Here is a 24,204-nt window from a genome sequence, read left to right as displayed (position 1 = left end):
TTGAGATGAGGTCTCCCACCACGAGAGTGGGTAAGGCTCCCTATAGACGATGGGGTTGATAGGCCGGAGGTGGAAGCATGGTAACGTGTGGAGCTGACCGGTACTAATAGGCCGAGGACTTGACCACAAAGCATCTTGCTCGCGTCCACTAGGCAATTCTGAAACAACAAGCAGATCTGCTTGTCAGTTTCATAGGGTTACGGCGGTTATGGCGGGAAGGAAACACCCGGTTACATTCCGAACCCGGAAGTTAAGCTTCTCTGCGCCGATGGTACTGCACTCGGGAGGGTGTGGGAGAGTAGGTCACCGCCGGACAATCTTTTTGAAAAGGCCCCGACTTCGGTCGGGGCCTTTTTGCGTTCCCAGACGATGCGCTGGTCCTCAACCCACATCGGAACGGCCCTGGAAGGCTCTGGAGGGCGTCGCACAGCGCCTCGGCTCCGGGGAGTGGGGAAGACCTTACAGTTCGCACGCGCGAGTGGCTGCTGGTGCTCCTGAGACACGCGGTCCCGATGCCCACACCGATGGATATGGGCAACCGGCCGCCCGCACAGACACGCTGAAGTGCCCGGACTTTCCAAAACCGACCACCGGAAACGCGCCGCCTGCCGTTGGCCATCTGAAGCCCCCGAATCCGCAGTCGACCGTCGGCCGTCCGATTTTCCGCCATCCTCCCAACCATTTCCCCGCCGCCCGCCGCCCGCCGCCGCCCGCCGCCGCCCGCCGCCGGCCGCCGCCCGCCCGCCGCCGGCCGCCGCCCGCCGGCCGCCGGCCGCCGGCCACCGGCCTCCGCCCGCTAGCCAACCGCCCATCGGCCACTGGCCATCCGGCTACTGTCCGCTGGCCCATCCGCCGTCCGCTCGTCCGCCGTCCGCCCATCCGGCGACCGCCCATGGCCACCGGCTCGCCAGCCATCGCCCGCCAGTCGTACCCCTTGGCCACCGCACGCGGGCACCGCACATGGCCATCGACCATCCGGCTATCGCCCCCAGCTAGCCGCCCATCGGCCGTCGGCCATCCGGCCACGCCCGCCGGTCATCTGTCGTCCGCCCATCCGGCCACCGGCGATCTCACCGCTGACCATCTCACCATCTGCCATCCGCCCGGCGATCCGTCGGCTACCGCCCGCTGCCCATCGCCCGCCGACTATCGCCCACGGTCACCGGCCACTCCGCTACCGCCCGCCAGTTGTCCGCTCGTCAGCCATCCGGCCACCGCTCGCCGACGATCTCACCGTCTGCTATCGGCCGTTGGACCGTTGGTTGGGCCATCGGCGGTCCAACGGCCGCTGATGGCTGGCTCTCGTCCACCGTTGGGTTGCCGGCCGCCCGCTGCTACCGGTGTTCCGGCTACCGGCAACCGTCCGGCAGTCGCCCGCCCATGACCACCGGCCACCGCCCGCCAGCCGACCGCCGCCAGCCGACCGCCGGCCATCCGCCATCCGGCCACCGCCCATGGCTACCGGCCACCACCCGCCAGCCAACCGCCCGGCGGCCGTTGACCATCCGGCTACCGACCGCCCGGCTACCGCCCGCCAGCCGCCAGCCGCCAGCCGCCTGCCCGCCAGCCGACCGGCGACCGCCCATCGGCCGCTGGCCATCCGCCTATCCGGCCACCTCCCGTGGCTACCGGCCTGCCAGTTGTCCGCTCGTTGGCCATCCGGCTACCGGTGTCGGCGTGCGGGCTGACGTACACAACCAGGTTCGAGCGAATGTGTACCACTCGGCGCCACTCATAAGGCCAGCCGTTACAGTCCATGGATGCTGCTGACAATCCTGGGCGGATGTGGTGCGTGGCCAGGGGCGGGTCAGGCCTGCAGCGGTTACCTCGTCGAGCATGACGGATTCAGGCTGCTCGTCGACCCCGGATATGCGACGGTGCCGCGGCTGCTGGAACGCATCGGCACCGATCAGGTCGACGCGGTGTTCGTCAGCCACGGACATCCCGATCACTGCGCCGACCTGAACCCGCTGCTGCGGGCACGTACGTTGCGTGATTATCCACCGGCGCCGTTGCCGGTGTACGCGCTGCCCGGCGCCCTGGATGCGGTACTGGCGCTGGATCGTCCGCAGATGCTGGCCGGCGCCTACGTTCTGCATGAGTTCACTGCCGGGGACCGGTTGGACCTCGGCCCGTTCCGGGCGCGCACCTGCCGGCTGCCGCACTCGGTGCCCAATGCCGGCGTGCAGCTGGCGGCCGGGGAGCGGGTGCTGGCCTACACCGGTGACAGCGGCCCGAGCCCTGCTCTGGTGGACCTGGCGCGCGGCGCTGACCTGCTGCTGGCCGAGTCCACTTTCGTGGACCAGGTCCCGCAGGACTCCCGCGGCCACCTGTCGAGCGCCTACCAGGCAGGCCGGCAAGCCGAGCAAGCGTAGGTCCGGCGGCTGCTGCTGACGCACCTGCAGCCAGGTACGGACGTCACCGCCGCCCAAGTCGCCGCCGGGGCCGAATACGACGGCCCGATCGGCATCGCCACCGCCGGTCTGACCATAGACCTCTCCTGAGCAAGCCCTCTTCGGTGGCTCGATCTGACGCGCCCGATATCGCTGTGCACGTCCCGTTCACTCGTCCTTGGCTGTGCACGTCAGCTCGTACGCCGACATCCGGCGATCTCATCGTCAGCTATCGGCCGTTGGACCGTCGGCGGTCCGACGGCCGCTGGTGGCCGGCTTTCGGCGGCCATTGGTTGTCGGCCGTCCGCTGCTACCTGCGTGGGGATCTCCAGGTGGGAACTTCGCGCGGGGCATCCCCGTATGCGCCGCCAGGGAACTCCGCGCGGGGCATGCCCGTATGTGTCACCTCCGAAAGGTGAGCACATCACGTAAGCAGGAGCCCGGCTGTTGATCACCTGGCTGCACATCACCCCACGGGATGCCATCACCCTCGCGCTCATGGCGGCGGCGTTGCGTCGGGCCCCTTGCTACGAAGGATCCGAGGATCGCCCGATGGCAGGGTTGAGGGTGAGAGGGATGGGCAAGGGGGAGTAAAGGGAGGGTGGGGGTTTTGGTGTCTTCTTCTGATCTTTGATGACTACTTTGCGGCTCTCGCGGCAGAGGACCTTAGGTAGAGGCGTGGCTGGAGTGAGGATCAGAGGTGGAGCGTGCCCGACATGACCGTGACCGCATGACCCGCGAGGTGGACGCGATCCCCCGCGTGACGTACATGGACGATGCCGCCCCTCTTCGAGAGCTGGGCGCCGACGAGCGAGGTGCGGCCCAGGCGGGCCGACCAGTACGGCGCCAGCGCGCAGTGCGCCGAGCCCGTAACCGGATCCTCCGGGACGCCCACGTTCGGGGCGAAGAAGCGGGAGACGAAGTCCGTCTCCGTGCCGCGCGCGGTCACGATGACGCCCCTCGCGTCCACGGCGGCCAGGGCCGGGATGTCGGGGGTCAGGGTTCGGACGGATTCCTCCGACTCCAGCTCCACTACCAGGTCAAGGGCGCTTTTCTGGACGCTCACCGGGGTCGTGCCGAGCGCTTTCTCCAAGCCGTCGGGAACCGGGGCAGAGGTCGTCTGCTTGGCCGGGAAATCCATTGTGATCATGCCATCGGGACGGCGATTCACCGTGAGCGTGCCGCTGGCCGTCGAGAATTCGAGCTGCCCCGTCGCGGCGCCGGTCGAATAGAGCACGTGCGCGGTCGCCAAGGTCGCGTGGCCACAGAGAGTGACCTCCACGGCGGGAGTGAACCAACGTAGCGAATCGCCTTGCAGGTAGGCGGTCTCGGACAGGTTCAGCTCGGTGGCTACGCTCTGCATCCACCGGTCAGTAACTGGAGAGTCCAGCAGGCAGACCGCCGCGGGATTACCCTTGAAAGCTGTGTCGGTGAAGGCGTCCACGGTGAAGAGGCGCATGTGGCCGATGGTATACGGGGGTCGGATATCCAGCTGCAAGCAGGCTGCAAGCCGTACAAAATGGAATTAGCGCTGGGCGTGTCGCGTGGCGAATGCGGAATCGTCGGTTACCGTCCAATGTGTAGGGACGTGCCGATTACGGTCTGTTCCTGAGGAAAGGACAAGCCGATGGGGGCAGTGCGCAAGGTGGTGAGCTACCTTGGCCTGAGCGGGGTCGATCACTACGACGAGAGCTACGACGACGACGAGCACTACGAGGACGAGTACGTCCCCGCGACCGAGCGGGCCGCCAGGCGGTGGCGCGCGAACGTCGACTCGTCGCGGATCGTGATGGTCCAGCCGCTCAAGTACAACGACGCACCGTTGATCGGTCAGCATTTCCGTGACGGACAGACGGTGATCATGGATGTTACCGGCATGCCGTTGTCCGAGGCGACGAGGATGGTCGACTTCGCGGCCGGTCTGGCCTTTGGTTGCGAGGGGCGGATCGAGCGCATCGCTGAGCGCGTCTTCCTGCTCGCGCCGGCTCACGTGGAGATCGAGGTCCAGTAGCGGCAGGTAGGAAGTCTGCGCAGCGCGACCCGCCGTCTCTGGCACCCTCGGCCGGAAGGGCGGCAGTCTGGCGACCAGCTTCCGGACTTTCAGGGTTCTGGAGTTCAGGTTCCCGGCCGGGCTCAGGGAACGCGCAGGTCGTGGGTCACTGAGCACTCGGGCCGTGGAGAAGCAGCCAAGTTGGGTCGGCTGTGTCCGGTCGGGCAGGTTTCGAGCAGCGCGTGGGCCGTGAACTACCGGTCAGGTCAGGGTCAGGTCTGCGGTGGGTGCCCAGGGCAGGGCTCCAGCAGTGTTCGGGCCGGGAAGGAAGAAGCGGCTAGACGTCGAGTCGGCTGTATCTGTCCAGGTGAGGCCTGGACGGCCTTCTGCGAGCTGCGGTGTTCCGGTGAGGTTCAGGCAGCGTGTGGCTGCGGTGTTCGGATGCGGCCAGGCAGCGTGTGACTGCGCCTGTGGCGGTCGGCTGGGGTTGGGCAGCGTCTGGCTATCGGCCGGCTCAGGCGGCATGTGGCTGCGGTGGTCGGCCGGGTGAGTGGTGTGGGGTTGCCGTGTTCGTCCGGTCAGGCGGCGCGGGGGCCGCGGCGGATCAGGCGGGTCAGTTCGGTTGCGTCTTCGGTGGCCTGTTCGGCGCGGGCGTCTGATTCGCGGGCGTACGCGTGCAGGGCCCACACCGCCCCCTCCGCCAGCTCCTTCAGTTCGTTGACCTGGCCAGCCACGTATTGGGCGTCGGCCTCGGCGAGTTTGCGGCGCTGCCAGAGTTGCCAGCCGGCCAGGCCCGCCATGGCGACTCCGGCGGCGGCGAGCAGGGTGCTGGCGAAGGCCGCGCCGATCAGGCAGGCCACGCCCACGACGATCAGCACCACGGCGGCCCACGGGCGGCCGCGGGGCACGACGCCCTCGGTGACGATCGACTCCTCGGCGGCGGCCAGCGACACCGGGTCGGGGCCTTCGGGTTGCAGGTGGATGCGGTGGCCGAGCAGTGGCACCGTCAGCGTCGCCGGTGGCGCCAGGCTGCTGTCGGCTTCGAGTTCCTCGGCGACGCCGCGCAGGATCGGGCCCGCCACGTGCAGCGCGATGGCCGCCAGGTGCGGGTCTGCGCCGGGGCGCAGGTCGTCGAGCAGGTAGGAGCTGAGCGAGGCCATCGGCCCTGAGGGGCCGCCCTGGCCGATGAGCGTGCGCAGCACGGCGAGCGGCTCGTCCTCGGCCCAGGCGGCGGCCGGGGCGGCCGAGCTGTTGTCGAGCGGCGCGGAGGAGTCGTGGTCGGCCTGGCGGGCGGAGGTGATCTCGGCGCATCGCCCGCGCAGCCTGGCCAGCCGGGCAGCCGCCACGGCGGGCCTGGCCAGCTCGGGGATCTCCGCCATCTCCGGGAAGTCGGCCAGCGAAGGGGGTATGACGACCGCGGGCTCGCCCGGGGCCAGCGCCTGCACCCACTGCTCGGGGTCGGCGTGCTCGGGTATGGCTGCGGCGTCGAGCTTGCGCAGGACGAAGATCTTGCCGGCGGGGCCGTAGGCGCCTCGGGCGGCGGCCAGCCAGAGGGAGCGCTGGCCGTGGGAGACCGGGCGTTCGAGCGACAGTTCGCCGAAGGCGGTGCCGAGCCAGGAGGCGTGGATGCGGCTGCCCTGCCCGGACACGGCGAGTGCCAGGCAGAGGAAGAGCGCGGTCTGCTGCTGGTCGCGCCCGGCGGCCTTGCTCAGCGGTTCGAGTGGGTCGTCGCCACCGAGAAGGGCGACCAGGGCTTCGACGGCCGGAGGCAGCCAGTAGCCGGGTACGTCGCGAAAGCCCGGTGCGGCGGGAGGCGCGGTGCCGTTGGCGGCCAGGTGCGCGAGCAGCGCCTCGGCGTAGCGGTGCAACTCCGTCGCTGCCTGGGGGCTCGCAGTCAGGTCCGTGCTCAAGGCAGAGAACTCCCCCATTTCGGCCTCAATTCATGACCGCGTAAAGCCTAACCGGAAGGGCGCGCCAACCCGGTGGAGGCGCGCCACGACGGAACGGGACACTTTGAGACGACTGCCTGTTACATGCGCTCGGGGACAGGGACGCCCAGAAGGTCGAGCCCGGTCTCCAGCACCCGCAGGGTCAGCGCGCACAGCGACAGCCGCTGCTGCCTGACCGCCGGGTCTACGCCGTCCTTGATGACCGGGCACTCCTCGTAGAACGTGCTGAACAGGCTCGCGGTCTGGAAGAGGAAGGCGCACAGCCGGTGCGGCTCGGACTCGGTGGCCACCTGCGCGAGGAGCTCGCCGAAGCCCAGCACGTGCAGGCCCAGCGCGCGCTCGGCGGGCTCGCCCAGCGCGATGGGGCCGGTCGCCTCGGCGGGGGTGATGCCCGCCTTGCGGAAGATCGAGCGGATTCGCGCCGTCGCGTACTGCATGTAGGGGCCGGTGTTGCCGGTGAAGGCCAGCATGCGGTCGAAGTCGAGGATGTACTCGCTGTCGTGGCTGACCGACAAGTCGGCGTATTTCACCGCGCCCATGCCGACGGCCTGCGCGATCTCCTTCGTGGTGGCCTCGTCGTAGCCCCGGTCGGCGATCGCCGCCGTGGCCCGGTCGATGGCCTCGTGGAGCAGGTCGGTCAGCTTGGTGGACTCGCCGGAGCGCGTCTTGAACCGGCGCCCGTCCTTGCCCAGCATCATGCCGATCTGGACGTGCTCGGCCGATACGGTGTCGGGCAGCCAGCCCGCCAGCCGCGCCCCCGCGAACACCATCCGGAAGTGCAGCGCCTGCTCGGAGCCCACCACGTAGAGGATGCGGTCGGTCTTGAGGTCGTGGACGCGGTAGCGGATGGCCGCCATGTCGGTGGTGGCGTAACCGTAACCCCCGTCGCTCTTCCTGATGATGAGCGGCAGGGGCTTGTCGTCGGAGCCGGTGAAGCCCGGCGGGAACACGCAGAGCGCGCCCTCGCTGAGCACGGCGGTGCCCGAGGTCTCCAGGTCGTCGCACGTCTTTTCGAGCATGGGGTTGTACATGCTCTCGCCGGCGATGTCGGCGTCGGTCAGCGTGACGCCGAGCAGTTTGTAGACCTTGTTGAAGTAACGCACGGTGGCGTCCATGAACACGTGCCACAGGCGCAGCGTCTCGGCGTCGCCCGACTGCAGCGTGGTCACCCGCACGCGCGCGCGCTGCTTGAACGCCTCGTCGCCGTCGAACTTGACCCGCGCCGCCTGGTAGAACTCGGTGCCCATGCCGGCCTCGAGCTGCGCGACCGCGGCCTCCTCGCCGATGTCGAGCAGGTGCTCGATCAGCATGCCGAACGGCGTGCCCCAGTCGCCCAGGTGGTTTTGCCTGATGACGGTGTTGCCGAGGTGCTCGTGCAGGCGCGCCAGCGAGTCGCCCACGATCGTGGTGCGCAGGTGGCCGACGTGCATCTCCTTGGCCGCGTTGGGCGCGGAGTAGTCGATCACCACGGTCTGCGCCGGCGTGATCGTGCCGACGCCGAGCCTCGGGTCGGCCAGCATGCGCTGGGCCTCGGACTCGATCCACGAGTCGTCGAGGGTGATGTTGAGGAAGCCGGGGCCGCTGACCTCGACCGTGCCGGGAAAGTCGGACAGCTCCGTCTTGATGGCCTCCGCGACCTCGCGCGGCGCCCGTCGCAGTCGCTTGGCCAGGCTCATCGCGACGTTCGCCTGGAAGTCGGCGAACTGGGAGGGCCGGATCAGCGGATCTGCGTCGGCGTGCTCGGAGCCGAACGCGCGGGCCAGCGCCTGCTGGACGCGCTCGGTGAGCACAAGCTGCGGGTCGGTCATGTCCTAAGGGTACCGGCGACCTTGACCGCGACGCTTATCATTACGGCCGCCAAGATCGAAATGCCGACGGCCGTCAGATCCTTGCCGAGGTCGCCCGGTTCGAGGGCGAAGAACTCCCTGACGAAGGGCAGCGTCAGCCCGATCGCGAACGTCACCGCCATGGCGCCGACCAGCACGACCCGCCACCAGTTGAGCGGCCTGGCGATCAGCACCAGCACCCACCAGGTGGTGAGGAAGAGCGCGATCACGGCGGAGGTCTGGTCCTCCAGGAGGGTAGAGGTGTCGCTGTGCGCGGCCCAGAATGACAGCAGCACCGCCGCCGCGCACAACACTCCAGCCGGTACGGCGAAGCGCAGCACCCGGGGCACGAACCCCGGCTTCGCTCGTTCGAGGGTGGGAGCGAGCGCGAGGAAGAGCGCGGGCACCCCGATGGTCAGCGCGTTCACCAGGGTCGAGTGGCGCGGCGCGAACGGGAACATGACCCCGGCCACCCCCACGAGCAGTGACAGCACGATCGCGTAGAAGGTCTTGGTGAGGAACAGGTTGGCGACGCGTTCGATGTTGGCCAGCACCCGCCGGCCCTCGCCCACGACGTGCGGCAGCGTGGCGAACCTGTCGTCCAGCAGGACCACCTGCGCGACCGCCTTGGTGGCCGGGCTGCCCGCGCCCATCGCGATGCCCAGGTCGGCTTCCTTCAGCGCCAGTACGTCGTTGACCCCGTCGCCGGTCATGGCCACGGTGTGTCCGCGGGCCTGCAGCGCGCGGACGAACTCCCGCTTCTGGCGTGGGGTGACCCGGCCGAAGACCGTGTGGCCGTCGAGCAGCTCGCCGAGCTTGGCGGGGTCGTCGTGCGGCAGCGTCCTGGCGTCGAGCGCGCGGTCGCCGCCGGGGACGCCCAGGCCGGTCGCGATCGCCGAGACCGCCACCGGGCTGTCGCCCGAGATGATCTTGACCGTCACGCCCTGCTCGGCGAAGTAGCGCAGGGTCTCGTGGGCGTCGGGCCTGACGCGCTGCTTGAACGTGACGAGCGCGACCGCCTCGACAGGTGCGACGGGCGCGACGGCCTCGACGGGCGCGACGCCGACCTCGCCGCCGGTCCGGTCGCCCGGCTCGCCCGCCAGGCCGTCCGCCAAGCCGGCGGTCCGGCCGAGGACCAGTACGCGGGTTCCGGTGGCGGCCAGCTCGGCGGCCCTGTCGTAGGCGTCGCCGTCCTGGAGCAGTACGTCGGGCGCGCCCAGCACCCAGACGCCGCGCTCACCGAAGTCGGCCCCGCTCCACTTGCGCGCCGAGGAGAACGGCACGGTGTCACCGGCCTTCCACCCGTCATGAGCGGCCGGGTAGCGCACCTGGATGGCCTGGGCGGTGGCGTTCGGGCGGCCGTCGAGGTGGGCCAGCGCGGCCAGGGCGGCATCGACCGGCAGGTCGTCGCGTACGGGCAGCACTTCGTCGAGGTCCATGCCGCCGGCGGTCAGCGTGCCCGTCTTGTCCAGGCAGAGCACGTCCACCCGCGCCAGCCCCTCGATCGCGGGTAACTCCTGGACCAGGCACTTGCGCCGCCCCAGGCGTACGACGCCGACGGCGAACGCGATCGAGGTCATCAGCACCAGGCCCTCGGGGATCATGGTGACGATGCCCGCGACCGCGCCGGTGATGGCGGTGCGGAGGTCGATGGAGTTGCTGAGCTGGCTGTGGATCAGCAGGGCGCCGATCGGGATGACGAGCCAGGTGATGTACTTGATGAAGTCGGCCACGCCGGTGCGCAGCTCCGAGTGGGCGAGGTGGAACTTGCTGGCCTCCTCGGCCAGTTTCACGGCGTACGCGTCGGTGCCGACCTTCGTGGCCACGAACGAGCCCGTGCCCGCCACCGCGAAGCTGCCCGACAGCACCTCGTCGCCGGGCCGCTTGTGGACGGGGTCGGCCTCGCCGGTCAGCAGGGACTCGTCCACCTCCAGCCCGTCGGATTCGGCGACCTCGCCGTCGACCAGCAGGCGGTCGCCGGGGCCGAGCAGGATGAGGTCGCCGAGCACCACCTGGCGGGGCGGCACCTGGCGTTCCGCGCCGTCGCGCCGAACGCGTACGGGGGCCTCGTTGATGACCGCGAGCTTGTCGAGCGTGCGCTTGGCGCGCAGCTCCTGGACGATGCCGATCAGCATGTTGGCCACGATGACCAGCCCGAACAGGCTGTCCTGCCACTCGCCGAAGATCAGGATCAGCGCCCAGAGCACGCCGATGACCAGGTTGAACAGGGTGAAGACGTTCGCCCTGACGATCGCGCTCAGCGACCGGCTGGAGCGGCGCGGCACGTCGTTGGTCTTCGCCCCCACCACCTGGGCCGAAGTGAGCCCCCGCGCTAAAGAGGTGACCCCGTCCACATAACCCCCCGTTTGTGTGGATCGGGTCTCACCCTACGGTGTCACCACAGCCGATGTGAGCGGCTTGAGGCGGCCAGTCGGTCGCCGATCGCGTTCACGATCCCGGCCTCCGACAGGTCGGCGGCGAGCCGGCAGGCGGCGCTGATGCCCTGGGCCCTGGAGGCGCCGTGGGCGATGACGACGGTGCCGTTCAGGCCGAGCAGCAGGGCTCCGCCGTGCGCCTCGGCGTCGAGGCGGCGGCGCAGCTCGCGGATGCGCGAGCGCTGCATGACGGCGCCGAGCCGGGCCAGCCTGCTCTCCTCGATGCTCTCCCTGAGCTCGGCGAACGCGTAGCGGACGGCGCCCTCCATGGTCTTCAGCGCCACGTTGCCGGTGAACCCGTCGGTGGTGATCACGTTCACCTTGCCGGTCAGCAGGTCGTGGCCCTCGACGTTGCCGGCGAAGTGGAGGCCGGTGGAGCCCTGCAGCAACTCGTGGGCGCGTTTGACGAGCTTGTTGCCCTTCTCGGCCTCGCTGCCGATCGTGAGCAGGCCGATCTTGGGGGCCTCGACGCCGTGGGCGAGTTCGGCGTACGTGGCTCCCAAGTGCGCGAACTGCACCAGCATCTCCGGCTTGACCTCGGCGTTGGCGCCCGCGTCCAGGAGCACGGTGGGCGTGGGGAGCGTGGGGAGTTCAACGGCGATGGCCGGTCGGAGCACGCCCGGCTGGCCCTTGAGCCGGAGCCGGCCGGTGGCCACGATCCCGGCCGTCGAGCCCGCGGACACGACGGCGCCGGCGTCGCCGCGGCGTACGAGGTGGCAGGCGACCGCGATGCTGGAGCGCGGCCGGCGCAGGCTGGCCAGGGCGCCTTCGTCCATGGCCAGGGCCTCCTCGGCGCGGACGATCGGGATCTCCTTGGTGGCGTCGTGGTCGGCGAGCGCCTCGTAGAGCACGCGCGGTGAGCCCACGAGCACGATGGACAGGCCGCGCTCGCGTACCGCGTGCACCGCTCCCGCGACGATCTCGTGCGGGGCGTGGTCGCCACCCATGGCGTCGAGCGCGATGGGCCTGCTCTCGGACAATGATCACCTCGTACGGCATCGAGCCCGCCGTCACGGCTTAACCGGAACGCGGGCTCGGTATGTCCGCATCGCAGGAAAGGCAGGTGTCAGGTTAACCGGCGGGTAGGCCCTGTTGGTTCCCCTGATGGCCGGTTCCAGTCCTGGCCAGGCCTAGTGCAGGTTCCAGTCGTCCTTGGCCCGGCAGACGATCACCTTGGAGAACATCGACGTCCCCGTCACCCTGATCAGCGGGCCGTCGGCCTGGGAGCCGCCCGTCACGTTGCGCTTGCCGAAGATCGAACCGCCCTCGTCGATCACGTTGGCGTTGTCGGGGACCCGGACGATCATCTTGCTGAACCGGGCGTTCGTCTCGATGGTGATCTCGCGGCCGGGCAGCACGGCGTCCGACAGGTCGATGATGAGCGCGCCGAACCGGGCGCCCAGCCTGAGGTGACGGGAGGCCACCCAGCGGCCCTTCCGGACGATCTTGCTGAACGCGGAGTTGATGGCCTGACGTTCGAGCGTGGAGGGCACGCCGGAGCCGGACACCTCGGGCAGATCCCGGGTGAGGGGGACGAGTTCGCCGACCGTCGTGGCCGTGTAGGCGACGTCCAGGCGGTCGGCGTGCTCGACGCTGGTGAGTCGTCCTGTCGCGAGTGCCTCGCCCAGCGCCGCGGCCACGCGGTCGCGGTCGGCGTCTGAGGCGCGCAGATCCGGAGCATCGGTCACAAGACGGGATTCTAGCCGCATTCACGATATGTCGCGAGTGTCGGCAAACCTCAAGGAAAACTTGGAGCCCAGCGGAACCGGGAACACGGTGCACGCGTCCGGGTATTAAGAACCGTAGACGCGCGACGGGGTCGTGAGGTTTACACCCGATCGAACAAAAAAGATGGGAACGGCCTAGTGATCTTGAACCAGGCAGGCACGCGGCGCTTCCGGGCGTACACGTCCAAGCACCTTGACCAGCTACTGCAGCGTGCGGGGCTGGGGGACGACGAGCGGTTGAAGGTCCGCGCGGTCGCCACGGTGCTGCCCTTCCGGACGAACGCCTACGTCGTGGATGAACTCATAGATTGGTCGGCCGCACCCGACGACCCCATATACCGCCTGGTCTTCCCACAGGCGGACATGCTTCCGGCGGCCGACGTCGCGCGGCTGGCGGACCTGCTGAAGGCCGAGGCGCCGAACGCCGAGATCCAGGCGGAGGCCAACCGCGTCCGCGCACAGCTCAACCCGCACCCCGCAGGCCAGAAAGAGCTCAACGTCCCGAAGATGGGCGACGAGCCGGTGCCTGGCATGCAGCACAAATATGCGGAGACCGTGCTGTTCTTCCCCAAGCAAGGGCAGACCTGTCACGCCTACTGCACCTATTGCTTCCGCTGGGCCCAGTTCGTCGGCGACGCGGACCTGAAGTTCGCCTCCGACGACATCGGCCAGATGGTGAGCTACATCCGCCAGCATCCCGAGGTGACCAGTGTCCTGATCACCGGCGGCGATGCGATGATCATGGGCGAGCCCGTCATCAGGCGATATATCGAGCCGTTGCTCGGGCTGGAGCAACTGGAATCCATCAGGATCGGCACCAAGGCGCTGGCCTACTGGCCGCAGCGTTTCACCACCGACCCTGACGCCGACGCCACGCTCGGCCTGTTCGAGGAGGTGGTCAACTCCGGCAAGAACCTCGCTTTCATGGCCCACTTCACGCATCCGCGTGAGCTGGAGTCGCCCCTGGTCGAGTCGGCCGTCAGACGCATCCTCGGCAGCGGGGCCACGATCAGGACCCAGGCGCCGGTGATCAGGTCGATCAACGACGACCCGGCCGTGTGGTCGGACATGTGGCGCCGGCAGCTACGGATGGGGATGATCCCCTACTACATGTTCGTCGAGCGCGACACCGGGCCACAGGACTACTTCGCGGTCCCGCTGGCGCGCGCGTACGAGATCTTCAGGGACGCCTACTCCAGCGTCTCGGGTCTGTGCCGCACGGTGCGCGGGCCGTCGATGTCGGCCACACCCGGCAAGGTGTGCGTCGACGGCGTCATGGAGATCGCGGGGGAGCAGGTCTTCATGCTCCACTTCATCCAGGCGCGCGACCCGTCGCTCGTCGGGCGCCCCTTCTTCGCGCGCTACGACCCGAGCGCGGTATGGCTGACGGATCTGCGACCGGCCTTCGCCGATCGTTTTCCGTTCGAACCGGCGGAAGCGCTGCTACCCGTCTGATCCGGCCGCGCGCGTCCACCGCGACCGGAAAAATCGTGCCCCCGGCCCGTGACATTGTTTTACGCGACTCTTTGTTCGCGGGCCGCTGGGGTGCTACTCTCCGCCGCGCACTCGCCGTGCGCGAATATCGGAAACAAGACCCATTTATTTCCTGTTTTGTCTTGCCGCTCAACGCTCCCCCTTTACTCGGTAACCTGGCTGCAAACCCCTGCTACATGGGGATTCATGCGCCTGCGGCCGATCACAGCGAGTGATAGAACTGCTTCAGTAGCTCAGCCGTGACGGCACGCTTCGTGTGGTGCCCATAGCGCGCACGCCACGGCATTCGGGGGTTATCGATTCGCATTTCCACCGCATTCGAGAGCGATCGATCACGAGCCGGGAAGGCAATCATGAATCGAGTAGTCAAGACGGCGGTAGCCGTCACAGCATTCGGCTTGGCGGCGGCGGCTCTGGCCGTGCCGGCACAAGCGGAAGTCCGGAACAACACCGCCAGGTACGCTCCCATCGACGGCCCGGCCGGCACCACCGCCGCGAGCAGCCCGCTCGGCGGCCTGCTGGGTGGCTTGGTCGGCGGCGGCCTGCTGAACGGTGTGCTCGGGGCCAGCAAGCCGAAGGCCGGCGCCCACCCGGGAATGACCGAGGCAGAGCGTGACGCCGCGGTCGAGAACCAGGAAGAGCAGGTCGGCTCGGCCAACGCGGCCGAGGACGTCACCCGTCAGGGTGGGCCGCTGCCCGAGCTGTCGCCCATCATCGGCGGCATGCCGCTCGGCGGGGGCGGCCTGACCGAGTCCCTGCCCATCCTGGGCGGCGCGGCGCGCATGGCCCAGCCGGCGACGCCCTCCGTCAAGGCGGGCAAGCAGAGCGAGACCCAGCCCAAGGCCATCGGCATGAACACCTTCGGCGGCGCGACCGGCATGTTGGAGTCGTCCGTCGGCGGCGCGATGGGCACGCTGAGCACCACCAACCTGCTGCCGGGCACCGGCACCAGCGTCACCGACACCAGCAGCGCGACGGCCAAGACCATGAACGCCACCACCAGGGGCGTCGAGACTCTGTCGGCCGACACCGCCATCTTCGGCGTCACCCAGGCCACCAGGCGCGCGCTGCCGGGCGCCACGAGCGGCGAGCTGTCCCCGGTGATCGGGCAGGTCGCGCCCGCTGAGATGGCGCCGGTCGCCGAGGCGCTGCCGGGCACCTCCCAGGCCGCCTCCATGGACGAGCTCGCCCCGGTCATCGACCAAGCCTCGGGCTTCGTCGCGGTCAGCGGGAAGAAGGCCACCGGCCGTTACAGCGACGTCATCACCGCCCTCGGCTGGAGCACCGACGCGCTGACGAGCTCGGTGCGGAACTCCTGGGCGCGCGACTAGGCGCGAGAGAGGCGCTGATGAGCGTGGCCGGCCGAGGGGCCGGTACGACGGTTCGCGGGCGTCTCAGGTGCCGACGCCCGGGTGCCGGCCGTGCCGGCGGCATGGCCGCCCGTTCGCGCCACAGAAGTTCCCCGGCGGCAAGGTCCCCCCTTTCGATCGGGAGCCGTCTTTGATCGAAAGGCTCTCTTTCACCGGGACGCCGTCGCACTGACGCGGCAGGCCGCATCGGGGCGCTCACAGGTGCCGAGCGCCCGAGGCACTGGCGCGCGTGGGTTGCGAGGCCCCGCGCAAGCGGGAGGTCTCATGACGGGCCTGGGCGGACGCGCCCTCGCCCGGGGCGTGCTCGCGCATCCGCCACTACTGCAGGGCAGTGGCCGCGCGAGCCCCCCGCCGCCGGCCCCGATCAGGGGTCGGCGGCCATATCTTTTACGCGGTGCCATGGCCCATCTTTTACGCGGTGCCGTGGCCCGCCACCCGCCGTACATGGTCGAGGGCCTCCAGGGAAACGGCCTCTGACCCGCACACGGCCGGGCGCCGTTACGCGCGCGCTCTCTTGACCCACTACGTGGCTTGCGGTCGACCGAGAGGCCGGGCAGGGGAAGATGCCCTCCTCATCGCGACTGCGGCTCAGGGGATGATGCGAACGCCCGTGCGGCGGGCTATCTGGGCCTGCAGTCTGGCCATCTGCCAGTGCAGCTCGAGGAGTTGCTCGGCGAGCTGCATTCTCGGGATCTCGGACACGTCCTCGGTGGCCAGGTGGTCAATCGCAATTGAGAGTTCTGCCATCGCGCGCCCCCACTCCATCACCGTTCCTCGGATCGAAATGACGTTCGAATCCTATCGGAACGGCAGGCTCGCTGTCAGTCATTCGTACCGCGCGTCGCTACCGTTTCGCACACAAGATCGAATGAAGCCGGACAGCGTGGGCTCGCGTAACGGCGAACGGCCGCTGAAGGGTCAGCGGCCGTTTCCTGGAGGGCCCTCAGCCGGAGTGCGGTGGGTGGCAGGCCACGGCACCGCGTAAAGGATGAAGGGGTCAGCCCTTGTTGTAGGCGGCGATGACTTCCTTGGGATCGCCGTCCATCTTGATCTTGCCCTTGTGCAGCCAGATGACCCGGTTGCAGGTCTCCTCGATCACCCTGAGATCGTGGGCGACCAGGAACACCGTGCCCGCCGACTCGCGGATCTGGCGGATGCGGCCCTCGCTCTTCTTGCGGAACTCGCGGTCGCCGGTCGCCAGCGCCTCGTCGATGAGCAGCACGTCGTGCGTCTTGGCCGAGGAGATGGCGAAGCGCAGCCGGGCGCCCATGCCGGAGGAGTAGGTCGACATGGGCAACTGGACGAACTCGTCGATGCCCGAGAAGTCGACGATCTCCTGGTATTTCTCCTTGACCTCGGTGGGCGTCATGCCCATGGCATAACAGCCGAGGACGATGTTGCGCTCACCGGTCAGCTCGCGCATGAGCGCCGCGTTGACGCCGAGCAGCGACGGCTGGCCGTCGGTGTAGACGGCGCCCGCGTGCGGGGGCAGCAGGCCCGCGATGGCGCGCAGCAGCGTGGACTTGCCCGAGCCGTTGCGGCCCACGATGCCGATGGCGTCGCCGTGATAGGCCACGAAGGTCACGCCCTTGACCGCGTGGACCTCTTTCATCTGCGGGCGCCCCTGGCGCTTCAGAAGCCGCGTGAGGGCGTTGACCGCGTTGCCCTTCTCGGAGTCCGAGGCAGCCCCGTAGACGCGGTAGACGATGTGCAGATCGTCGACGATGACGGTCGGAGTGCCCGTGGGGACGTCGAGGGGCTGCTTGCCCGGGGGATCCGGGTTGGGATGCACTCGGACATCCTTGCCGGGGTCGGCGGGCCTGTCGCCCTTCACCTGTGACAGCTCCTTGGTCAGTTCAGCCACGCCCGTACCTCTCCTCGGACCGCCAGAAGAACCAGAAGCCGAAGCCGAGTGCGAACACCGCCCAGAATACGCAAGACACCCACACCATTGTCGGCGGGTGGTGGCCGTAGCCTCTGTTGTAGCTACCGATCAGGATCTCGCGCATCCACTCGATGTAGGACGCCGCCGGGTTGAGGTACATCGCGTCGGCCACCCACTGGGGCAGCCCGGCGGAGCCCACCACCTTGGCCTGGATCGCGAAGAAGACGCCGGAGGCGTAGAGCCAGGTGCGGGTGATGAACGGCAGCAACTGGTTGAGGTCGCGCATCGTGGCCCCGAGCCTGGCGACCACCAGGCCGGCGCCGATGTTGAACATCGTCTGCAGCGCGAGCACGACGGGGATCATGAGCCAGTACCAGGTGGGCCACTCCTGGGTGGCGACCACGAGGGTGAGGAGCACGCCCATGGAGATGGCGAGCTGCTGGAGCTCCTGGATCGTGTAGGCCAGCGGTAGCGACGCCCTGGGGAAGTGCAGCGCCCGGATCATCGACAGGTTGCCCGAGATCGACTTGGCGCCCGCGGTGACCGTCCGCTGCGTGTAGGTGAAGACGAACATCCCCGTCAGCAGGAACGCCGTGTAGTTCTCGATGCCCTTGCCGCCGCCCAGGATGAGGCCGAACATCAGGAAGTAGATGCCGGCGTTGAGCAGCGGGGTCAGCACCTGCCACAGCTGGCCGAGCGCCGAGTTGGAGTATTTCGTGACGTTGCGCGAGGTCGCGTACGTCAGGATGAAGTGTCGCCGCTCCCAGAGCTGGCGCAGGTAGACAGGGAACCTCGGCCGCGCGATGGCACGGCGAAGTCCGTATCTCTTGGCGAGCTTGGCCAGCGGCTCCTGCCCGCTTCGGCCGCCCGCCTGGGCGTCCGCGACAGCGGATTCCGGCTGGCTCATGGCAAGGACTCTATTGGATCCCGGTCGGTGGGGTGCCTGTCACGGTGGTTGGCCACAGACGATTGGACGGAGTCTTTGGACGCCGGGTTCCAAGGCGTCACCAAGACCTGCCCAACCGTAGCCCAGCGCGGCGGGGCGTGGTGGCGGAGGCGGGACCACTCTCCTGTAGGGGGTATTTTTCATCGACTGTTCACGTCCAGGGACTACCGGTTGTGGATCGTTCGTACGGTTCCATCCACAATGGGCGAATTGTCTGTGACGCGGGATAGGCACACGTGTGACCGAACTGCAACGCGCCAGAGACTCCCTGGTGGCAAGTGATGAGGGATAGTCGCGATCGACTGGCAGGGCGTCGGCTGGTTTGACCATGTCAGCCAAATCCGGGGGATACCAGGAACCCCCCGTCAGGCTGCTCACGATCACCGCAGCTCAGCGCTTACGCCCACCTGTAGAGGGAGGAATTCTTTCACCATGCGTGTTACTAAGGGCGCACAGATCGTCGCCGGTACCGCGCTGCTCGCCCTCGCGGTTGCCGCGTGTGGCGGCGGTGCCTCGGAAACCGGCGGCACTGCCGCGGGCGGCGGAGAGACGCCGGTCCGCATGGAAATCGGTGAGCCCCAGGAGCTCCTGAACGCACAGAACACGACGGAGACCGAGGGCTCTGAGGTCCTCGCCGCGGTCTTCTCGCCGCTCGTGCGTTACGACGAGAACAAGCAGCCCGTCGAAGAGGCCGCCGAGTCCATCACCACCACGGACAGCAAGGTCTGGACGATCAAGCTGAAGTCCGGCTACACGTGGCACGATGGCACCCCCGTGACCGCGGCGGACTACGCGCGCGCGTGGAACTACGCCGCTCTGCAGGACAACGCCATGGGCTCGTCCTACTTCTTCGGACGCGTCGACGGCTACGCCGACGTGCACCCGGGTGAGGGCAAGACGCCGACGGCCAAGGAGATGAAGGGTCTCAAGGCCGTCGACGACACCACGCTCGAGGTCACGCTGGGGGCGCCGTTCTCGCAGTTCAAGACCATGCTGGGCTACACCGCCTTCTACCCGATGCCCAAGGCCGCCATCGGCGCCGACGGCAAGGTGACCCAGGCCTACGGCGAGCAGCCGATCGGCCAGGGCCTGTTCAAGCTGGACAAGCCCTACAAGAAGGGCACCGACCCGACGATCGAGCTGTCGGTGTACGACAAGTACCCCGGCAAGAAGCCGACCGGCTGGACCAAGCTCCAGTTCAAGGTCTACACCAGCTCCGAGACGGCCTACAACGACCTGCAGGCCGAGAACCTCGACATCCACGACTCGCTGCCGCCGTCCACGATCGCCAGTGCCAAGTCGACGCTGGGCGACCGTTACTTCGACGAGCCCGACGCCTCCATCGGCTACATCGGTGTCCCGCTGAAGTACAACAAGGACTTCGAGAACGTCGACGTGCGCAAGGCCATCTCGATGGCCATCGACCGGAAGACCATCACGGACACGGTCTTCTCGGGCACCCGCGCTCCCGCGGACGACTTCATCAACCCCGCCATCCCCGGCTACCGCCAGGGCGCCTGCACCGCGTGCACGTACAACCCGGCCGAGGCCAAGAAGCTGTACGAGTCCGCGAACGGCCCCAAGACCATCGAGCTCGGCTACAACGCCGACGGTGGTCACAAGGAGTGGATCGAGGCCGTCGCCAACAACCTCCGCGCCAACCTGGGCATCGAGGTGACGCCGAAGCCGTTCGAGAAGTTCCAGGGCATCCTGGACGCCCTGGACGCCAAGGAGTACAAGGGCCTGTTCCGCATGGGCTGGGCCATCGACTACCCGGCGGCCGAGAACTACCTGACCCCGATCTTCGCCACCGGCGCCATCGGCACCGGTTCGAACTACGGCGGCTACTCCAACAAGGAGTTCGACGGGCTGCTCGCCAAGGGCGACCAGGCCACCGACGCCGCCGAGGGCCAGAAGTTCTACCAGCAGGCCACGGACATCCTGATCAAGGAACTGCCGTACATCCCGATCTACTTCTACCGCAGCAACTTCGGGCACTCCACCAAGGTCAAGAACGTCAAGCTCAACTTGCTCAACCAGATCAACTGGGCTGACGTCGAGAAGGCCTGACCTTCATTCGCTGGGTGGACGGTGCTTGCCGTCCACCCGTCGGAGGGCTGAGCTTGGAGGCAGCGATTCGGGCCGGGTGAACCCGCGGACTCGGAGAGGCTGCCTTCAAGCATGTAATGGAGGGCTTGAATGGGCCGTTATGTCATAAAGCGTCTGATCCAGGCGATACCCGTCCTGTTCGGCGCAACACTACTCATCTTCGTCATCGTCTTCGCACTGCCCGGAGACCCCATCGCGGGACTGTTCGGTGACAAGCGCCCGGACCCCGCCGTGGCCGAGGTGCTGCGCGAGCAGTATCACCTCAATGACCCGCTGCTCCTGCAGTACTGGTATTACATCAGCGGCGTGCTCTTCCGCGGCGACTTCGGCGTGAACTTCGCCGACATCCCGGTCTCGGAGATCATGGCGGGCAAGTTCCAGATCACGCTGAACCTCGCCCTGACCGCCCTGGTCATGGAGGCCGTCATCGGCGTCGGCCTCGGCCTGTGGGCGGCGCTGCGCCGCGGCAAGGCCACCGACACCATGATCCTCGCCTCGACCCTGCTGCTGATCTCGGTCCCCACGCTGGTGACCGGCTTCGTCCTGCAGCTCATCCTGGGCGTGAAGGTCAAGCAGTGGACCGGGATGGACATCTTCCCGGTCGCGGGCACGTTCGCGGGCTGGCGCAGCTACCTGCTGCCCGGCTTCGTGCTCGCCGGCACCTCGATCGCCTATCTGACCAGGCTGACCAGGACCAGCCTCGCGGAGACGCTCCGGGCGGACTACATCCGCACGGCCACGGCCAAGGGCCTGAACAGACGGCGCGTCATCGGCAGGCACGGACTGCGCAACGCGCTGATCCCGCTGGTCACCTTCCTCGGCGCCGACCTCGGCAACCTGATGGGCGGTGCGGTCATCACGGAGACGATCTTCAATCTCCAGGGAATCGGATACCAGCTCTTCCAGTCGGTCTACCTGCGAGAGCAGCCGATCGTCGTCGGTATCGTGACGGTGCTGGTGCTGATCTACATCGTGGCCAACCTGGTCGTCGACCTGTTGTACGCCGTGCTCGACCCGAGGATCCGCTATGAGTAACCCCATCCCGCCGGGCGGGCCGGGACTCCCGGAAACGCAGACCCTGATCCCGGACTCGGTGACCACTCAGGCACCGGAGCGGCCGGGCAAGCGGGCCAAGGGTGCCAAGCCCGCGAGCCTGTGGACCGACGCCTGGTACGACCTCAGACGCCGGCCGATGTTCATCCTGTCGGTGATCATCATCCTGATCCTGCTCGTCATGTCGTTCTGGCCGTCGCTGTTCACGGCGATCGACCCGAGCAACGCCAGGACCTGCGACCTGTCCACCGCGCGGCAGGGGCCCAGCGCGGGCCACCTGTTCGGCAAGGACAACCTCGGTTGTGACGTCTACGCCAGGACCATCTACGGAGCCCGCAACTCCATCGTGATCGGCGTGTTCACCACGATCATCACCTCCCTGGTCGGCGGCATGCTCGGCATCATCGCCGGTTACCGGAGCGGTCTGGTGGACACCGTGTCCTCGCGCGTCACCGAGATCTTCTTCGCCATCCCGCCGATCCTGGGCGCGCTGCTGATCGCGGCGACGTTCCGTGGCAAGGCGAACAGCATCCTGCTGGTCATCGTCGCGCTGGCGGTGCTCGGCTGGCCGATGACGTTCCGCATCATGAGAGCGGCCGTGATCACCGCGAAGAGCCAGGACTTCGTGATCGCGGCCAGGGCCCTCGGGGCGGGAGCGGGGCGGATCATGTTCCGTCACCTGCTGCCCAACTCGCTGGCCCCGGTCATCGTCGTGGCCACGATCAACCTGGGCGGCTTCATCGCGGCCGAGGCGGCGCTGTCGTTCCTGGGAGTCGGCGTGGTGTCGCCGGACATCTCCTGGGGCCTGATGATCGCCGACGCGCGGAACAGGTTCCTGGAGGCGCCGCTGCCGCTGGTGTTCCCCGCCGTGTTCCTGTGCATCACCGTGCTCGCGTTCATCATGATGGGCGACGCCGTACGCGACGCGCTCGACCCGAAGCTCAGGTAGAAGGGGGGATCAAGTGAAGAAGACGTCGACGGATGTGTTGCCCGCCGAGGGAGGGCTGGGCGACGAGCCGCTGCTGGCGGTCGACAACCTGCACGTGGAGTTCCGAACGCGTGCCGGCATCGTCCGGGCGGTCAACGGCGTGAGCTACACGGTCAGCCCCGGCGAGACGCTCGCGGTGCTGGGCGAGTCGGGTTCGGGCAAGTCGGTGACGGCGCAGGCCATCATGGGCATCCTGGACGTGCCACCGGCGGTCGTCCCCAAGGGGGAGATCCGCTTCAAGGGCACCGACCTGCTCAAGCTGTCGGAGGAGGCCCGCACCCAGGTGCGCGGCCAGCGGATCGCGATGATCTTCCAGGACGCGCTCTCCTCGCTCAACCCGGTGTTCACCGTGGGCTGGCAGATCAGCGAGATGTTCCGGGTGCACCGGGGCATGTCCAAGGCCGACGCCCTGAAGAAGGCCGTCGAGCTGATGGACAGGGTCCGCATCCCGGCCGCCAGGCAGCGGGTGCACGACTATCCGCACCAGTTCTCCGGCGGTATGCGGCAGCGCATCATGATCGCGATGTCGATCGCGCTGGACCCCGAGGTGCTGATCGCGGACGAGCCGACCACGGCGCTGGACGTGACCGTCCAGGCGCAGATCATGGAACTGCTGGCCGAGCTGCAGCGCGAGAGCCAGATGGGCATGATCCTCATCACGCACGACCTGGGCGTGGTGGCCGACGTGGCCGACAAGATCGCGGTCATGTACGCGGGCCGCATCGTGGAGCACGCCCCCGTGCACGACATCTACCAGGCGCCCGCGCACCCGTACACGAAGGGCCTGCTGGAGTCGATCCCCCGGGTCGACCAGAAGGGCCAGGACCTGTACGCGATCAAGGGCCTGCCGCCCAACCTGCTCGACCTGCCGACCGGTTGCTCGTTCCATCCACGGTGCCCGCTCCGGCAGGACGACTGCGTGACCGACGTCCCCCCGCTTCATCAGATCAGCGGCACGCGAGGCAGCGCCTGCCACTACTGGAGGGAGGTCCTCGATGGCGAGCGGCAGTGAGCCCATCCTTGAGGTGCGCGACCTGGTCAAGCACTATCCGCTGACCCAGGGCATCGTCTTCAAGCGGCAGATCGGCGCGATCAAGGCCGTCGACGGCGTGTCGTTCGACCTGCACAAGGGCGAGACGCTGGGCATCGTGGGCGAGTCGGGCTGCGGTAAGTCCACGCTCGCCAAGGTGCTGATGGCGCTGGAGCGGCCCACCTCGGGCTCGGTCAAGATCAACGGCCGGGACATCTCCAAGGCCAAGGGCGGCGAGCTCAAGCGCATGCGCCGCAACATCCAGATGGTGATGCAGGACCCGTACACCTCGCTGAACCCCCGGATGACCGTCGGCGACATCATCGGCGAGCCGTACGAGATCCACACGGACGTCGCGCCGAAGGGTGACCGCCGCCGGAAGGTGCAGGAGCTGCTGGATGTGGTCGGTCTCAACCCCGACCACATCAACCGCTACCCGCACCAGTTCTCCGGCGGCCAGCGGCAGCGCATCGGCATCGCCAGGGGCCTGGCGCTGCAGCCGGAGATCATCGTCTGCGACGAGCCGGTGTCCGCGCTCGACGTGTCCATCCAGGCGCAGGTCATCAACCTGCTGGAGCACCTGCAGAACGAGTTCAACGTGGCGTACGTCTTCATCGCCCACGACCTGTCGGTGGTGCGCCACATCTCCGACCGGGTGGGCGTGATGTACCTGGGCAAGTTCGTGGAGCTGGGCAAGGACACGGAGATCTACGACCGGCCCGCGCACCCGTACACGCAGGCGCTGCTGTCGGCGGTGCCGGTGCCCGATCCCGAGGGCCGGGAGAACCGCGAGCGGATCATCCTGCAGGGTGACCCGCCGTCGCCGGCCAACCCGCCGTCGGGGTGCCGGTTCCGTACGCGGTGCTGGAAGGCGCAGGAGATCTGCGCCCAGGAGGAGCCACTGCTGCAGATCAGGCCGGGCACGTCGCACGAGAGCGCCTGCCACTTCGCCGAGACGCACGACGTGGTGCACGCGGGCTGACCCGCTGAGAAGGCCCCCCGGGAGTTT

The 24,204-nt window shown here is 68.2% G+C and carries 18 protein-coding genes and 2 rRNA genes; 11 read left to right on the top strand and 9 right to left on the bottom strand.

Annotated features, from left to right (window positions below; genetic code table 11):
- From C4V41_RS48450 to C4V41_RS48430, 3 genes are all read left to right on the top strand, one after another.
- Positions 1 to 127: ribosomal RNA gene (locus tag C4V41_RS48450) — 23S ribosomal RNA — on the top strand; the annotation flags it as partial.
- 71 nt (positions 128 to 198) lie between these two features.
- Positions 199 to 315: ribosomal RNA gene (gene rrf, locus C4V41_RS48445) — 5S ribosomal RNA — on the top strand.
- Positions 316 to 1,760: 1,445 nt separating this feature from the next.
- A complete protein-coding gene (locus C4V41_RS48430) occupies positions 1,761 to 2,375 on the top strand; it encodes an MBL fold metallo-hydrolase (protein ID WP_103962816.1) in 615 nt (204 codons plus the stop codon).
- 712 nt (positions 2,376 to 3,087) lie between these two features.
- Here C4V41_RS48430 and C4V41_RS48425 read toward each other — a convergent pair.
- Positions 3,088 to 3,852, bottom strand: coding sequence for a PhzF family phenazine biosynthesis protein (locus tag C4V41_RS48425; RefSeq protein ID WP_103962815.1), 765 nt, complete (start codon positions 3,850 to 3,852; stop codon positions 3,088 to 3,090).
- A 168-nt stretch (positions 3,853 to 4,020) separates the two neighbouring features.
- Here C4V41_RS48425 and C4V41_RS48420 point away from each other — a divergent pair, with 168 nt between their 5' ends.
- On the top strand, positions 4,021 to 4,404 hold the full coding sequence (locus C4V41_RS48420; RefSeq protein ID WP_103962814.1) for a cell division protein SepF: 384 nt from the start codon (positions 4,021 to 4,023) through the stop codon (positions 4,402 to 4,404).
- 557 nt (positions 4,405 to 4,961) lie between these two features.
- Here C4V41_RS48420 and C4V41_RS48415 read toward each other — a convergent pair.
- From C4V41_RS48415 to C4V41_RS48395, 5 genes are all read right to left on the bottom strand, one after another.
- The gene (locus tag C4V41_RS48415) at positions 4,962 to 6,293 is read right to left on the bottom strand and encodes a hypothetical protein (protein WP_235030855.1); all 1,332 of its coding nucleotides are present in this window, start codon (positions 6,291 to 6,293) and stop codon (positions 4,962 to 4,964) included.
- A 119-nt stretch (positions 6,294 to 6,412) separates the two neighbouring features.
- Positions 6,413 to 8,140, bottom strand: coding sequence for an arginine--tRNA ligase (gene argS / locus C4V41_RS48410; protein WP_103962812.1), 1,728 nt, complete (start codon positions 8,138 to 8,140; stop codon positions 6,413 to 6,415).
- Positions 8,137 to 10,512 carry an HAD-IC family P-type ATPase gene (locus C4V41_RS48405; protein WP_103962811.1) on the bottom strand — a complete coding sequence of 792 codons (2,376 nt, stop codon included), beginning with the start codon at positions 10,510 to 10,512 and terminating at the stop codon, positions 8,137 to 8,139. Before C4V41_RS48405 ends, argS begins: the two co-directional genes overlap by 4 nt.
- Positions 10,513 to 10,553: 41 nt before the next feature.
- Positions 10,554 to 11,573, bottom strand: a complete 1,020-nt coding sequence (plsX, locus tag C4V41_RS48400; protein WP_268808851.1) for a phosphate acyltransferase PlsX — start codon at positions 11,571 to 11,573, stop codon at positions 10,554 to 10,556.
- A gap of 150 nt (positions 11,574 to 11,723) precedes the next feature.
- Complete coding sequence (locus C4V41_RS48395; RefSeq protein ID WP_235030854.1) at positions 11,724 to 12,281, bottom strand: DUF1707 domain-containing protein; 558 nt, start codon at positions 12,279 to 12,281, stop codon at positions 11,724 to 11,726.
- Positions 12,282 to 12,458: 177 nt separating this feature from the next.
- On the opposite strand from C4V41_RS48395, the gene C4V41_RS48390 reads away from it, so the two are divergent.
- On the top strand, positions 12,459 to 13,775 hold the full coding sequence (locus C4V41_RS48390; protein ID WP_103962809.1) for a KamA family radical SAM protein: 1,317 nt from the start codon (positions 12,459 to 12,461) through the stop codon (positions 13,773 to 13,775).
- A 392-nt stretch (positions 13,776 to 14,167) separates the two neighbouring features.
- The gene (locus C4V41_RS48385) at positions 14,168 to 15,145 is read left to right on the top strand and encodes a hypothetical protein (RefSeq protein WP_146104059.1); all 978 of its coding nucleotides are present in this window, start codon (positions 14,168 to 14,170) and stop codon (positions 15,143 to 15,145) included.
- 627 nt (positions 15,146 to 15,772) lie between these two features.
- Here C4V41_RS48385 and C4V41_RS63530 read toward each other — a convergent pair.
- The 3 genes from C4V41_RS63530 to C4V41_RS48375 form a co-directional block, all read right to left on the bottom strand.
- Positions 15,773 to 15,949 (bottom strand): hypothetical protein, encoded by a 177-nt coding sequence (locus tag C4V41_RS63530; protein WP_200824752.1) that lies wholly within the window; start codon positions 15,947 to 15,949, stop codon positions 15,773 to 15,775.
- A gap of 232 nt (positions 15,950 to 16,181) precedes the next feature.
- A complete protein-coding gene (locus tag C4V41_RS48380; RefSeq protein ID WP_235030853.1) occupies positions 16,182 to 17,048 on the bottom strand; it encodes an ABC transporter ATP-binding protein in 867 nt (288 codons plus the stop codon).
- Positions 17,041 to 17,976 (bottom strand): ABC transporter permease, encoded by a 936-nt coding sequence (locus C4V41_RS48375; RefSeq protein WP_103962807.1) that lies wholly within the window; start codon positions 17,974 to 17,976, stop codon positions 17,041 to 17,043. Before C4V41_RS48375 ends, C4V41_RS48380 begins: the two co-directional genes overlap by 8 nt.
- A gap of 471 nt (positions 17,977 to 18,447) precedes the next feature.
- Between C4V41_RS48375 and C4V41_RS48370 the strand changes: the two genes are divergently transcribed.
- From C4V41_RS48370 to C4V41_RS48350, 5 genes are all read left to right on the top strand, one after another.
- Positions 18,448 to 20,085, top strand: a complete 1,638-nt coding sequence (locus C4V41_RS48370; RefSeq protein ID WP_103962806.1) for a peptide ABC transporter substrate-binding protein — start codon at positions 18,448 to 18,450, stop codon at positions 20,083 to 20,085.
- 129 nt (positions 20,086 to 20,214) lie between these two features.
- Entirely contained in the window at positions 20,215 to 21,159 is a 945-nt protein-coding gene (locus C4V41_RS48365; RefSeq protein ID WP_103962805.1) for an ABC transporter permease, read from the top strand.
- Positions 21,152 to 22,126 (top strand): ABC transporter permease, encoded by a 975-nt coding sequence (locus C4V41_RS48360; RefSeq protein ID WP_103962804.1) that lies wholly within the window; start codon positions 21,152 to 21,154, stop codon positions 22,124 to 22,126. The genes C4V41_RS48365 and C4V41_RS48360 overlap by 8 nt, the downstream gene beginning before the upstream one ends.
- Positions 22,127 to 22,139: 13 nt before the next feature.
- Positions 22,140 to 23,177, top strand: coding sequence for an ABC transporter ATP-binding protein (locus tag C4V41_RS48355; protein ID WP_103962803.1), 1,038 nt, complete (start codon positions 22,140 to 22,142; stop codon positions 23,175 to 23,177).
- Positions 23,161 to 24,177 carry an ABC transporter ATP-binding protein gene (locus C4V41_RS48350; protein WP_103962802.1) on the top strand — a complete coding sequence of 339 codons (1,017 nt, stop codon included), beginning with the start codon at positions 23,161 to 23,163 and terminating at the stop codon, positions 24,175 to 24,177. Before C4V41_RS48355 ends, C4V41_RS48350 begins: the two co-directional genes overlap by 17 nt.
- Positions 24,178 to 24,204: the final 27 nt, after the last annotated feature.

It is taken from the genome of Nonomuraea solani, assembly GCF_900108335.1.
GTDB lineage: Bacteria > Actinomycetota > Actinomycetes > Streptosporangiales > Streptosporangiaceae > Nonomuraea > Nonomuraea solani.
This window is presented reverse-complemented; position numbering and strand designations above follow the sequence as displayed.

Coding starts and splice junctions, on each gene's coding strand:
- C4V41_RS48430 (WP_103962816.1), top strand. CDS start 1,761: ATGCTGCTGACAATCCTGGGCGGATGTGGTGCGTGGCCAGGGGCGGGT.
- C4V41_RS48425 (WP_103962815.1), bottom strand. CDS start 3,852: ATGCGCCTCTTCACCGTGGACGCCTTCACCGACACAGCTTTCAAGGGT.
- C4V41_RS48420 (WP_103962814.1), top strand. CDS start 4,021: ATGGGGGCAGTGCGCAAGGTGGTGAGCTACCTTGGCCTGAGCGGGGTC.
- argS (WP_103962812.1), bottom strand. CDS start 8,140: ATGACCGACCCGCAGCTTGTGCTCACCGAGCGCGTCCAGCAGGCGCTG.
- C4V41_RS48385 (WP_146104059.1), top strand. CDS start 14,168: ATGAATCGAGTAGTCAAGACGGCGGTAGCCGTCACAGCATTCGGCTTG.
- C4V41_RS63530 (WP_200824752.1), bottom strand. CDS start 15,949: ATGGAGTGGGGGCGCGCGATGGCAGAACTCTCAATTGCGATTGACCAC.
- C4V41_RS48375 (WP_103962807.1), bottom strand. CDS start 17,976: ATGAGCCAGCCGGAATCCGCTGTCGCGGACGCCCAGGCGGGCGGCCGA.
- C4V41_RS48370 (WP_103962806.1), top strand. CDS start 18,448: ATGCGTGTTACTAAGGGCGCACAGATCGTCGCCGGTACCGCGCTGCTC.
- C4V41_RS48365 (WP_103962805.1), top strand. CDS start 20,215: ATGGGCCGTTATGTCATAAAGCGTCTGATCCAGGCGATACCCGTCCTG.
- C4V41_RS48360 (WP_103962804.1), top strand. CDS start 21,152: ATGAGTAACCCCATCCCGCCGGGCGGGCCGGGACTCCCGGAAACGCAG.
- C4V41_RS48350 (WP_103962802.1), top strand. CDS start 23,161: ATGGCGAGCGGCAGTGAGCCCATCCTTGAGGTGCGCGACCTGGTCAAG.